8 protein-coding genes are annotated in these 12,728 nt (G+C 71.2%); 4 read left to right on the forward strand and 4 right to left on the reverse strand.

The genetic code is table 11. The features are described 5' to 3' along the window. From B0W88_RS23825 to B0W88_RS23845, 4 genes are all read right to left on the reverse strand, one after another. The coding region (locus B0W88_RS23825) for a dipeptide epimerase (protein ID WP_077037110.1) at positions 1-971 on the reverse strand (971 nt) is incomplete at its 3' end. Positions 972-979: 8 nt separating this feature from the next. Further along, a complete protein-coding gene (locus B0W88_RS23830) occupies positions 980-3,088 on the reverse strand; it encodes a prolyl oligopeptidase family protein (protein WP_077037111.1) in 2,109 nt (702 codons plus the stop codon). 16 nt (positions 3,089-3,104) lie between these two features. Beyond that, complete coding sequence (locus B0W88_RS32695; RefSeq protein WP_144006917.1) at positions 3,105-5,813, reverse strand: M20/M25/M40 family metallo-hydrolase; 2,709 nt, start codon at positions 5,811-5,813, stop codon at positions 3,105-3,107. Positions 5,814-5,824: 11 nt separating this feature from the next. Then, entirely contained in the window at positions 5,825-8,236 is a 2,412-nt protein-coding gene (locus tag B0W88_RS23845) for a TonB-dependent receptor (RefSeq protein ID WP_077037112.1), read from the reverse strand. A 281-nt stretch (positions 8,237-8,517) separates the two neighbouring features. On the opposite strand from B0W88_RS23845, the gene B0W88_RS23850 reads away from it, so the two are divergent. The 4 genes from B0W88_RS23850 to B0W88_RS23865 all read left to right on the forward strand — a co-directional run. After that, positions 8,518-9,096: an RNA polymerase sigma factor gene (locus B0W88_RS23850; protein WP_077037113.1), complete on the forward strand. Its 579-nt coding sequence runs from the start codon at positions 8,518-8,520 to the stop codon at positions 9,094-9,096. Positions 9,097-9,183: 87 nt separating this feature from the next. Next, entirely contained in the window at positions 9,184-10,188 is a 1,005-nt protein-coding gene (locus B0W88_RS23855) for a FecR domain-containing protein (RefSeq protein ID WP_077037114.1), read from the forward strand. Between the two features lie 25 nt (positions 10,189-10,213). Beyond that, on the forward strand, positions 10,214-11,497 hold the full coding sequence (locus tag B0W88_RS23860; RefSeq protein ID WP_077037115.1) for an amidohydrolase family protein: 1,284 nt from the start codon (positions 10,214-10,216) through the stop codon (positions 11,495-11,497). After that, on the forward strand, positions 11,494-12,728 hold a 1,235-nt coding region (locus B0W88_RS23865; RefSeq protein WP_077037116.1), incomplete at its 3' end, for a peptide MFS transporter. The genes B0W88_RS23860 and B0W88_RS23865, both read left to right, overlap by 4 nt.

Raw genomic sequence — 12,728 nt, forward strand, 5'->3', positions numbered from 1 at the left:
CCCGCATAGCGCACCGCCGGGCCGTGTTCCTGCGCCAGCAGGGTCGGCCCGTCGAGATCGACCACGTCGCACAGCTGCCCCAGCAGGAAGGCCGGCGCCGTCGCCAGGCTGGTGCCACCCATATTGCCCACCATCACCCGCAGGCCCAGTTCGCGTGCGCGGCGGGCCATCAGCAGGCCTTCGGTCAGGCCGCCGCATTTGTCGAGCTTGATGTTGACCATGTCGAAGCGGCCGGGCAGCGTCTCCAGCTCGCGCAGGTCCAGGCAGCTCTCGTCGGCTGCGGTGGGCATGGGGAAGTCGATGGCCGCCATGTCCTGCTCGCGGCCGCGCGCAAAGGGTTGCTCCAGCAACTGCACGCGGCAGGCGGCGAGCGCGGGCAGCAGCGCCTCGATGGAGGCCGGCGTATAGGCCTGGTTGGCATCGACGCCGATCCAGACGGTCGGCCGCGCATGGCGCACGGCGCGCACGCGCTCGATGTCCAGCGGTGCGTCGCCGGTCAGCTTGAGCTTCAGTGTGTCGCCCTGGCCGTGCAGGCCGACGGTTGCCCGCCTGGCCATCGTCTCGGGATCGTTGGCGCTGAGCGTGAAGGCGGTGCGGATCGGGCGGGGTTCATCGAGCCCGGCGATCTGCCAGGCGGGGTGGCCGGTCTGCCGGGCCTCCAGGTCCCACAGCGCGCAGTCCAGCGCATTGCGGGCGCCGCCGGGCGGCATCAGGCGCCGCAACTGCTCGCGGTCCAGCCCTTCGCGCAGTGCGGGGCGCAGGCGCTCCAGTTGCGCGGGCATGCCGGCGGGATCGTCCTTCATGTAGAAGACGCCGGCCGCCTCGCCGCGCCCGCGGTGCGGGCCGCAGCGCAGTTCGACCTGCAGGCAGGGGATCTCCTCGAAGGTCTTGCCGGCAATGCGCACCGGTTCGAGCAAGGCCGGCGAGAGGATCCGGCAGTCCAGTTCGATCGCCTGGGTGGTCATGGGCATGGCAAGGCTCAGCGGTCCATCAGTTGGCGGGAGAAGTAGACGTACTCCAGGGCCAGCGTGCGGGCTAGTTCGTCCAGGTTGGCGTCGGCGCTGTGGCCGCCTTCGGTGAACTCGTAGAAGTAGTACGGGATGCCGTAGTCCGACAGCCGGGCCGCGAACTTGCGGGCGTGCTGGGGGCCGACGCGATCGTCCTTGCTGGTGGTCCAGACGAAGGGCCGCGGGTAGGCCTGGTCGCGGCGCAGCTGGTGGTAGGGCGAGATGCCGGCGAGGAAGGCGCGCTCGTCGGCGTTTGCCGCCGAGCCGTACTCGCCGGCCCACAGCGCGCCGGCGGCGATCTGCTCGAAGCGCAGCATGTCCAGCAGCGGCACCGCGATGTCCACCGCGTTGAACAGCTCGGGATGCTGCGTCATCTCGACGCCCACCAGCAGCCCGCCGTTGGAGCCGCCCATGATGCCCAGGCGCCGCGGCGTGGTGAAGCCGCGGGCGATCAGGTCGCGCGCGACGGCGGCGAAGTCGTCGTAGACGATCTGCCGCCGCGTCTTCAGGCCTGCCTCGTGCCAGGCCGGGCCGAACTCGCCGCCGCCGCGGATATTGGCCTCCACGTAGACACCGCCGCGCTCCGCCCACAGCTTGCCCATCGCGCCGTCGTACTTCGGCGCCAGCGAGACGGCGAAGCCGCCGTAGGCATGCAGGATCGTCGGGTGGCTGCCGTCGAGCGGCAGGCTCTTCGGATGCACCACGCTGTACGGGATCGCCACGCCGTCGCTGGAGCGGGCCTCGAACTGCTCGACCGCCAGGCCCGAGGCATCGAAGCGCGCCGGCAGCGCGCGCAACAGCCGCGCGCCCCGGCCGTCCACCCGCCACAGGCCCGGCGGCTGCAGGTAGCCGGCCACAGAGAGGTAGGCGCCGGCCGCGTGCGGCGAGGCGTCCTTGATCTGGACGGCGGTGTCGTCGGGCAGCGCGACCGGCGTGGCGGACCAGGCGCCCGCCGGCGAGCGGCGGAACAGGCTGGCGCGGCCGCGCACATGGTCGAGCTGCGTGACCAGCAGGCCATCGGCCGTGCCTGCCACGTCATCGAGCGTCTGCCGCGCCGTGGGCGCTACGATGAGCCGGGCGCGCAGGGCATCGGGCGCACGCCGCGCCTGCGCGAGGTCCACGGCCGCCAGCGCACCGGCGACGAACTGCGGCCCCGCGGCGGGCCAGGCCTCGTCGAGCTTGACGATCAGCTGGCCGTCGTACAGCGCGACGACCAGCGCCTTGGCGGGCAGCGCCAGCCGCCTGACGCCGCCCGGCATCACCAGCAGGTTGTCCCAGTCGAAGAAGCTCAGGCCGCGCTGGATGATCACGGCGCGGCGCCCCTGCGCATCGGACAGCGAGCGCAGCTTCATCCGCACATCGTCCGGGCCGCCGCGGAAGATCTCGGTGGCGGCCGACAGCGGCTGCCCGCGCCGCAGCCGCTTGACGACGAAGGGGTAGCCGGACTTCGTCATCTCGCCCGGCGCCCAGGCGCGCGCCGCGACCAGGGAGTCGGCGTCCTCCCAGGCTACGCTCTGCTTGCTGCGCGGCAGCTCGAAGCCGCCAGGCACGAAACGCCGCTCGCGCAGATCGAACTCGCGCAGCGTGAGCGCATCCTCGCCGCCGTCGGACAGCGCGACGAGGCAGCGGCGCTCGCGCAGCGGCTCGCACTGGGCGCCCTTCCACACCCAGCCGGTCTTCTCGTCCGCGGCCAGGCGGTCCAGATCGAGCACGGTCGTCCAGGCCGGTGAGCCGCCCGCGGCCTCGTAGCTCGCGGGCGTGGTCACGCGCCATACGCCGCGCGCGTGGGCCGCGTCCTGCCAGAAGTTCCACAGCCCGCCGCCAAGCCGCTGCGGGGAGGCGATGCGGTCGCCGGCCTGTTCGATGGCCAGCGCCTGCGCCTTGAAGCCGGCGAAGCGGGGATCGCTTTCCAGCACGGAGCGGGTCTTCTCGTTCTCGGCCTGCACCCAGCGCAGGGCGTCGGGGCTGTCGAGCTGTTCGAGCCAGAGGTTCGGATCGTCGGCGTCGGCGGCGGCGGCAGACGCGGCGGCGAAGAGGAGGGCGAGGGAAGCGGCGAGGCCGCGATGGAATGGGCGTTGCATGCGAGGCTCGTTCAGGTCAGGGGCGCTGGAACTCGGCATCGGGCCGCCACTGCGGACGCTGCGCACGCTGGGCCACGTCGAGCCCGACGCGGAAGAGCAGCTGCAGGTCCTCGACGGCGCCGGACAGGTCCCAGCGCGCATCGACGACGTCGTCCACGCGGTGATAGCGGTGGGCCACGTAGTCGCGCTTGGCGGCCTCGCCGAATCCCTCGGGCTTGCCGACCAGCTGCGTGCCGGCCTTGACGAACAGCACCGGCACGCCGGCCTTGGCGAACTCGAACTGGTCGGAGCGGAAGAAGGAACCGAGCTCGGGGCTGGCATCCGGCAGCGCCTGGCGGCCCTGGGCGGCGGCCTCGCGGACCACGAGATCGTCCACGTCGCTCCTGCCGGCGCCGATGATGCGCAGGTCGCGGGTGCGACCGTAGGCGTTGAGCACGTCGATGTTGATCGCCAGCGCGGTCCTGTCCAGCGGCACGGCCGGATGCGCGACATAGTGCTGCGCGCCGAGCAGGCCCTGCTCCTCGGCGGTGGTGGCGATGAAGACGATGGTCCGCTTCGGCGGCACGGGCAGCGCCTTGTAGGCGCGGGCGAGCTGCAACAGCGCCGCCACGCCGGCCGCGTTGTCCAGCGCGCCGTGGTAGATCTGCTTCGTGCGCGGACCGGGCAGCGCCGGGTCGATGCCGAGGTGGTCCCAGTGGGCGGTGTAGACCACGGCCTCGTCGCGCAGCGCCGGGTCCGAGCCGGGGATCTTCGCCACCACGTTGCGCGACTCGACCGGGGCGATCCGCTGGCGCACGTCGAAGCGGGCCTCGATGCCCAGCGGGACGGGCCTGAACTCGCTCGACTGCGCGGCCCGCTTCAGCGCATCGAGATCGAAGCCGGCCGACGCGAGCAGTGCGCGCATGCGGTCCTGCGTCACCCAGCTCGACACGGAAGGATGGCGCGATGCCGTGCTCGCCAGGCCCAGGTTCTCATGGCCCCAGGTGTGCTGCACCACCTCGAACGGATAGCCGGCCGCCTTCGTCTCGTGGACGATGATCGCCGCCGCTGCGCCCAGCCGCGCGGCCTGCTCGAACTTGTAGGTCCAGCGGCCGTAGTAGGTCATCTCGCTGCCCTTGAAGGCGGGCGGGTTGTTGATCAGCATCACCAGCGTCTTGCCGCGCAGGTCCGCGCCCTTGAGATCGTCCCAGCGGTACTCCGGCGCCGAGATGCCGTAGCCGACGAAGACCAGCTCCGAGGCATCGACGACGGTCCGCTCGCCGGGCCGCACGGACCAGGCGGTGCAGTCCTTCGGGCAGTCCAGCGTCTCGGCGCTGCCGCCCGCCTTCAGCGTGATCGACGGGCTGGACGTGATGCCCAGCATCGGCACCGGCTGCGCGTAGCGGCCGTCGGCGTTGCCGGGCGCGAGGCCCAGCTTCGCGAACTCGCGCTCGATGTAGTCCACCGTCAGCGCCTCGCCGCGGGTGCCGGGCGCGCGGCCCTCGAACTCGTCGGAAGCGAGCACCTGGACGTGGCGCAGCATGTCGTCGGCGCGGATCGTGGCCTCGGCCTTCTGCACCACGGCCCGCGCCGTGCGGGCCAGCATGCGCATGAAGTGGCGGGGCACGCCGTTCGCCTCGGGCTCGCGGCCGAGGAAGTCCGAGGCCGGCGCATCGCCATCCAGCGCGGCGGCCAGGAAGCGCTCGACATAGCGCGCCACCCAGCTGTGCGCCACGGCGGCCTCCTGCCGGGTATAGCCCTCCATGAAGGAAGTGTCCGGCAGCACGCGCAGGAAGAAGGACGAGAAATCCTCGTGCGCCATCGCGGCCATGTGCCCGATGTAGAGGTCGGCGTAACCCGCCTCGTTGAGGAAGTTTCGGGAGATGTCGTAGTACTGCCGGTCGGTGTTCATCTGCTCCAGCGTCGCGGGCCGCGACGCGATATAGAGCCAGGGAACCTCGATCCGCGCGGGCGTGAGATAACTGATCGCCTGGACGGTGTCGTTGTCGTAGCGCACCGTGCCGTCCAGGCTCACCAGCGCGCGGATGCGCGGGTCCTTCGCGGCCGCGGCGACGTTGGCCAGGCCGCCCCAGCTGAAGCCGACGACGGCGATCCGCGCGGGATCCACCTGCGGCAGCGCGCGGGCGTAGCCGATCAGGAACTCGATGTCGCCGACCTGCGCCTCCACGCCTTCGATGTCGCCGGTCATCGCCCGGGTGTGCGCGCCCAGCGAGGCGCTGGCGATGACGACGAAGCCCCGGCTGGCGAGGTACTCGCAGAGGTCCGCATTCTCGATCGCGGTGGCGCCGAAGCTCGGCGCGTAGATCACCAGCGGGAAGCGGGCGGGCTCGGGCGGCGCGTCGCGCAGCGCACGCATCGGCTGGCCGGCCGCGGCCATCAGCGCCGCAGCGCGGCGGCTCGGTGGTGCGGCGCCGCGGGCCGCCGCCGAGAAATCATCCTCGCTGGCCATCAGCGCCACGTAGTCGCCATAGCGCAGCGCGGAGCCGCCCGGCCGCGCGGGATACCAGACCAGCGTCTGCACCGGCCGCGCCCGCTCGGCGCTCTTGTAGGTGCGCGAGAAGTCGTACTGCTGGACCACCCGCAGGCCAACCGCGTGCGGCCCCGGTACCAGCTGAAGATCGAGGGAGCCCGCACCCTCGGCCGCCTCCGCCGTGCTCGCGGCGAGCAGGCACAGGCCGGCGAGGAGCGCACGCCAGCGGCGTCGCTGCAGCAGCATCATGCTCATGTCCCGGCCGTTCAGAAGTCGTAGCGCAGGCTCACGCCCACCACGCGCGGCTTGATCGGGTAGTAGACGTTGAAGTAGTTGCCGCCCAGCGAGCGCACCCGCGAGCCGCCGCTGGAACCGCGGCTGTTGCCGATGTTGTTGACGTAGGCGCTCAGCTCGTAGCTGTCCCAGGCGAAGCTCGTGCGCAGGTCGAAGACCTGGTAGGAGTCCAGCATGCCGGGCCGGTCCAGGTTGGACTTGCGCGCGCCCACGTAGCTGTGGCTCAGCGCGACCCGGCCGCGGCTGCCGGCGAAGCCCGCGAAGCGGTAGTCGATCTCGTTGGACGACTGGAAGCGTGCCGTGCCCGGCAGCCGCGTGCCGGCGGGCACCAGCGTGCCGCTGGAGGCGGTGAAATCGATGGCGGTCACGGCGTCGATCCAGGCCAGCGAGGAGTTGAGCGTGAGGCCGGACGCCGGCTTCCACACCAGCTTCATCTCCACGCCGTCGATGGTGGCCTTGCCGACGTTGAGGATGCCGTTGACGGCGGTGGCGCCGCTGCCGACCAGGGCGCTCAGCTGCGCGTCGCGCCAGTTCACGCGAAAGTAGTCGATGTCGAGGTTCAGGCTCTTGGCGGGAAAGTAGCGAAAGCCGGTCTCGTAGTTCCACAGCTTGTCGGACTTGTACTCCACGTCGGTGCCCGGGTTCACGCCGCCGAAGCGGTAGCCCTCGGAGGCGGTGGCGTACCACAGCGCATTGCCCAGCTTGTACTTGACGTTGAGCTTGGGCGTCACGCCGGACTGGGCGTTGTCCACGGTCATCGTCGGCAGGGCGCCGAACAGCGCATCCAGCAGGTGCGAGTCGTAGGCCGAGCTTTGGGAGTTGCGGTAGTAGCGCGCACCGACGTCCACGCTGAACCGGTCGGTCACCTGGAACTCCACGTCGGCGAAGACGGCCTTCTCCACCGTGCGCGTGGTGTCGTTCTCGGTGTAGAGCACGTCGTTCGGGATCAGGTCGGCGCCGAACAGGGCCGCGCCGCCGGGGGCGTCGTAGCGGGCGTTGTAGTTGGCGCGGTAGCGCTGGTAGAACAGGCCCGCGACGAAGGCCAGCTTGTCCGGAATGGCGCCCGAGACGCGCAGTTCCTGCGAGAAGGCGCGGGTGCGCGAGTCCGAGGGGCCCGAGACCTCGGGCAGCAGCGGGAAGTCGGCGAAGTTGCCGATGTCGGTCCAGTTCTTCGTGACGTCGCTGTGCGCGTGGACGCGCTTGACCAGCTGCGCGGTGCTGCTGGTCAGGGTCAGGCCGGCCAGCTGCTTCTCGATCAGCAACTGGCCCAGCGAGAAGCTGCCATCGCGCGTGGAGGGCGTCGGCGTGTTGATGCTCAGCTGGTCGGACGACGGCGAGACGGCGAAGCCGTCGGCGATGGAGGTGTCCTGATAGAGGTAGAAGCCGGAGATCTTCAGCGTGGGGTCGGGCTTGACCGCGCCCATCAGGCGGCCGCCGCGCTGGTGCAGGCTGTTGGCGTTCCTGACGCCGGTGCCGGTGTTGTCGATGTAGCCGGCCTCGTGCCGGTCGTAGGCGACGGCGCGCAGCGCCGCCACGTCGGTCTTCAGCGGGGCGTTGACCATGGCGTAGACCGAGCGGTTGCTGCCGCCGGTGCTCGGCGCGGCCAGGTCCACCAGCAGCGTGCCTTCCATGTCCTTCAGGTTGGGCTTGGCGAGCGTGTAGCGGATCGCGCCGCCCAGCGACGACGAGCCGTACAGCGCGCCCTGCGGGCCGCGCAGGATGTCGATGCCTTCGAGGTCGAAGGGCGCGAGGTCGGCCGTCGAGTTCACGGCGATCGGGTCGGTGAAGGGCACGTCCTCGATGTAGACGCCGGTGGTCGACTGCTGCAGGCCGATCGTGTTGGCGTTGGTGGCGGTGGCGACGCCGCGGATCGTCGGCATCGACAGGTCCGGATCGCCCTTGTTGGTCTGCACGCCGGGCGCGCGCTGGAACACGTCCTCGGCCGCCTTCATGCCGTTCTCCTCCAGCGACTTGCCGGAGAACGAGGTGATGTTGCCGGCGATGTCGTGGCTCACCTCGGGGCGCTTGTTCGCGCCGACGATGGTCACCGTGTCCATCACCTCGGTGCGCTTCTCCTCCTTGGGCGCCGCGGGCTCGGCGAACAGCATCATCGCGCCGCTGGCATCGGTGCGCACCGACAGCGAGGAGCCTTCCAGCAGCAGGCGCAGGGCATCGGCCGGCGGCAGCTCGCTGTGCACGCCCTTGGTGGTGCGGCCCCGCACGTCCTCCAGCTTGTAGATCAGCTGCACGCCCGACTGCGCGGCATAGGCTTCCAGCGCGGCCTTCAGGTCGCCGGCCGCGATGTCGAAGCGGCGGGCGGCCTGGCCTTGCGCGGCGGCGCACAGCACGGCCGCGCAGAGGCCGCCGGCGAGCCAGCGGGACATTGTTTTCGAGACGCGTTGCCTGGATTTCATCGTTGACCTCGTCGGGGCGACAGTGCCCATGCAAGCTGAGACGGGGCTGCGCGGCCGCTCCGGTATCGATCGCGAAAATATTCTCGGCGAACCGTGTTTTCCCCAGGGCTCGGCGGTTCGCGCCCCGGTGAAGACGAGGCCCGGCGGCAAATCCGGTACGCGCCCGGAATATTTTTGCGTGTGCGCCTTTTCCCGTTGTGCGGCCCCTCGCGCCCCAGTATCTTCACGCCGGATTGTTGTGGAGGGCATGCGTGGAGCAGGGTGACGTCAGCGAGTGGTTCGTTCGGGAGGTGCTGCCTCTCGAAGGCGTGCTCGAGCGCTTCCTGCGCCGCAACTGGCGCGACGGCGACGAGATCGCCGACCTGCGCCAGGAGGTCTACGCCAAGGTCTTCGACGCCTGCGCCACCTTCCGGCCCGAGTCCGCCCAGGCCTTCCTGCTGACCACCGCGCGCAACCTGCTGATCGACCGCGCGCGCCGCGCCCAGGTGGTGTCCTTCGAGTCCTACGCGGAGATGGACGCGCTGCCGCAGCCGGTCGAGGAACTGGGCCCGGAGCGCCACGCAGCGGCCCGCGGCGCGCTGCGTTTCCTGCAGGCCGCGCTGGAGAAGCTGCCGGCGCGCTGCCGCATGGTGATCGAGCTGAGGAAGATCGACGAACTGAGCCAGCGCGAGGTGGCCGAGCGCATGGGCATCACCGAGGACACGGTCGAGCGCCAGGTGTCCAAGGGCGTGCGCGCGCTGGCGGATGCGATGGCGGCGGTGGGGCTGGAGGTCGGCGATCGCGGGCCGAAGGCGCTGGGCACGCGCACGCGCGGCCGCAAGGAGCATTGAGATGTACCGGATTTCCAGAAGCCATTCGTCCTCTGAAGCATGCGAGATGAATCCGTGGTGCCGCCGCGAGGGAGGGCTGCAGTGCCGATGAGCGCCCTGAAGCAGATCGAGGAACGCGCCGCCGACTGGATCGCGGAGCGTGACCGCGCGCTGGCCGGCGGCGCCTGGACGCCCGAGCGCCAGGCGGCGCTGGACGCGTGGGTCGCCGCGTCGACCGACCACCGCGTGGCCTGGCTGCGCCTGGACGCGGCCTGGCGCGAGGCCGACCGGATGGTGGTGATGAAGCATGCCCGCGCCACGGCCGCCGAGCGTGCAGCCGAGACGCCCGCGCGGCGCGGCGCTTGGCTGCGTCCGTCGGGTCGGTCGAGTCTGTCGCGGTGGGCCGTGGGCGTGCCGGCGGCCTTCGCCTGCGTGCTGCTGCTGCTGACGCTGGGCCCGACGCTGGCGCCGGGCGGGCAGAAGTACCAGACCGAGGTCGGCGCGCGAGAGATCGTCGCGCTGAAGGACGGCTCGCGCGTGACGCTGAACACCGCCACCCGCGTGCGCGCGGCGCTGGTGGCCGACAGGCGCGAGGTGTGGCTCGAAGGCGGCGAGGCCTACTTCGAGGTCGCCCACGACGCCGCCCACCCCTTCGTCGTGCATGCCGGGCGGCACGACATCACCGTGCTCGGCACCAAGTTCACCGTGCGGCGCGATGGCGACGACGTGCGCGTGCAGGTCTCCGAGGGCCGCGTGCAGGTGGCGGCCGGCAAGGCGCCGCCGACGGTGCTGGCGCGCAACGACGCGGCCATCGCCGAGCCCGACAGCGTGCTGGTGACGCACAAGACCCCGAAGCAGATCGAGGCCGACCTGAACTGGCTGCAGGGCAAGCTGGTGTTCGACCAGATCACGATCGGCGACGCCGCGCGCGAGTTCAACCGCTACAACCACCGGCAGCTGATCGTCGACGACCCCGAGGCCGCGCGCATCGAGATCGGCGGCGTTTTCGATGCCAGCAACGTGGACGCCTTCGCGCGGCTGCTGGGCGCCAGCTTCCAGCTCGACGTGCAGACCCGCGGCGACGAGATCCGCATCAGCCGGCCGAAGGGCTGAGCTCCCCAACCCAGGAACCCATTCCATGATGAAGACAGCAAGGCTGCTGGGCGCAGCCGTGGCCGCCGCATGGGCGTGCGCGGCGATGGCCGCGCCTCCCGTCGTCGTGAGCGCCGACCGCATGCTGGACGTGCTGTCCGGCCGCATGGTCGAGAAGCCCGCGATCGTCGTCGTCGACGGCCGCATCCGCGCCGTCCTCGCGCAAGGCGACCCCGCGATCCCGGCCGGGGCCGAACGCATCGAGCTGCCCGGCCGCACGCTGCTGCCGGGCCTGATCGACATGCACGTCCATCTGTCGGCCGATGCGCGCATCGAAGGCAGCCGCTACCGCGACTACACCGACAGCTTCTGGGTGGCCGTCGGTGCGGGCAATGCCCGGGCGATGCTGGAGGCCGGCTTCACGACCGTGCGCAACGTGGGCGCCTTCGACTACGCGGACGTGGGGCTGAAGCAGGCCATCGAGGGCGGCTACATCCCGGGCCCTCGCATCGTGCCGGCGACCTACGCGCTGGGCGTCACCGGCGGCCATTGCGACATCACCGAGGGCCTGCCGCCGAGCTTCGCGGCGGTGCCGCTGCCGAGCATCGCGGACAGCCCCGACGGCTTCCGGCAACTGGTGCGGCGCGTGCGCAAGTACGGCGCCGAGGTGATCAAGCTCTGCGTCACCGGCGGGGTCACCTCGCGCACCGATGCGCCGGGCGCCCAGCAGATGAACTTCGAGGAGATCAGGGCGGCCGTCGACGAGGCGCACCGGCTTGGCCTGAAGGTGGCGGCGCATGCCCACGGCACGGCCGGCATCAACGACGCGCTGCGCGCCGGCGTGGACACCATCGAGCACGCCAGCCTCGCCGACGCGGACTCGTTCAAGCTGGCGAGGGCCCACGGCGCCTGGTTCTCCATGGACATCTACAACGACGACTACATCCTCGCCGAGGGCGCCAGGAACGGCATGTACGAGGAGTCGCTCGCCAAGGAGCGCGAGATCGGCCTGAAGCAGCGGCAGACGTTCCGGGCAGCCTGGCAGGCGGGGGTGAAGATGGTCTTCGGCACCGACAACGGCGGCGTCTTCCCGGCCGGGCAGAACGCGCTGCAGTTCGCCAAGATGGTCGAGTGGGGCATGCCGGCGCTGGAGGCGATCCGCGCGGCCACGCGCAACGCGGCGCAGGCGCTGGGGCGCGAGGGCGATGTCGGTGCCGTCGAGGTCGGGCGTTATGGCGATTTCGTCGCCGTCGACGGCGATCCGCTGGCGGACGTGCGCGTGCTGGAGCGGCCTGCCGCCGTCATCAAGGGCGGGGTGCGCGTGAAATGAGCCGCAGCGAACGCACCTGGTTCGGCCAGCCGCCGGGCCTGACCATCCTCTTCCTCACCGAGACCTGGGAGCGCTTCTCGTTCTACGGCATGAGCACGCTGCTGGTCTACTACATGACCAAGCAGCTGCACTTCACGCAGGCGGACGCCTCGCTGGTCTACGGCCTGTACGCCGGGGGTGTCTACCTGACGCCGATCGCCGGCGGCTTCGTCGCCGACCGATGGCTGGGCAAGCGCCGCGCCATCCTCATCGGCGGCACGCTGATGGCGCTGGGGCATTTCGCGCTGGCCTGGGAGGCGCAGTTCTACACCGGGCTGCTGCTGATCTGCGTGGGCAACGGCCTGTTCCTGCCCAACCTGCCGAGCCAGATCGGCGACCTCTATGCCGAGGACGACCCGCGCCGCGCCGGCGCCTACAACGTCTACTACGTCGGCGTGAACCTGGGCGGCCTGCTCGCGCCGCTGGTCTGCGGCACGCTGGGCGAGGTCCATGGGTGGCACTGGGGCTTCGGCATGGCGGGCGTGGGCATGTGCCTGGGGCTGGCGATCTACATGGCGGGGCAGCGTCATCTGCCGGCGTCCGATCGCCCTCCGGTGCGGCAGGCGGGCCGGGCACCGCCGGGCGACGGCCAGCCCTTGAACGCCGCCGCCCTGATGCTGCTGCTGGGCATCTGGCTGGCGGTGGTGCTGTTCCGCAGCGCCTATGCGCAGAGCGGCAATACCGTGGCCCTCTGGGTGGACCAGGCGGTGGATCTCGAACTGCTCGGCTTCCAGGTGCCGGCGACCTGGGTGCAATGCCTGAATCCGCTGTTCGTCTTCCTGTTCACGCCGCTGCTGGTGGCAGGCTGGCGCCGCCAGGCGAGGCAGGGCCGCGAGCCCGCGCCCCTGCGCAAGATGGCCCTGGGAGCCGCAGCGGTGGGCGGGGCCTTCCTGCTGCTGGCCTTCGCTGCCGGGCCCGGCGGGGGCCGGCTCGTTCCGGCGGCGTGGGTGTTCGTGTTCTTCCTGCTCTACACCGTGGGCGAGCTGTTCATCCTGCCGACGGGCCTGGCGCTGTTCGCGCGGCAGGCGCCGCGGGGCATGGCGGCAACGATGATCGCCGCCTGGTTCCTCGCCGCCTTCGCGGGCAACTTCGCCTCGGGCTGGCTCGGCCACTGGTGGGCCCCGCTGGGCCCCGCGGGTTTCTTTGGCTTGCTGGGCGGCGTGGCGGGTGTCTCGGCGCTGTGCCTGTGGGG

Origin of the sequence: Pelomonas sp. KK5 (assembly GCF_001984095.1) — a bacterium.
Taxonomy (GTDB): Bacteria; Pseudomonadota; Gammaproteobacteria; order Burkholderiales; family Burkholderiaceae_C; genus KK5.

Excerpts from the sequence above, each read along its gene's own strand:
- B0W88_RS23830 (WP_077037111.1), bottom strand. The coding sequence starts at position 3,088 with ATGCAACGCCCATTCCATCGCGGCCTCGCCGCTTCCCTCGCCCTCCTC.
- B0W88_RS32695 (WP_144006917.1), bottom strand. The coding sequence starts at position 5,813 with ATGAGCATGATGCTGCTGCAGCGACGCCGCTGGCGTGCGCTCCTCGCC.
- B0W88_RS23845 (WP_077037112.1), bottom strand. The coding sequence starts at position 8,236 with ATGTCCCGCTGGCTCGCCGGCGGCCTCTGCGCGGCCGTGCTGTGCGCC.
- B0W88_RS23855 (WP_077037114.1), top strand. The coding sequence starts at position 9,184 with ATGAGCGCCCTGAAGCAGATCGAGGAACGCGCCGCCGACTGGATCGCG.
- B0W88_RS23860 (WP_077037115.1), top strand. The coding sequence starts at position 10,214 with ATGATGAAGACAGCAAGGCTGCTGGGCGCAGCCGTGGCCGCCGCATGG.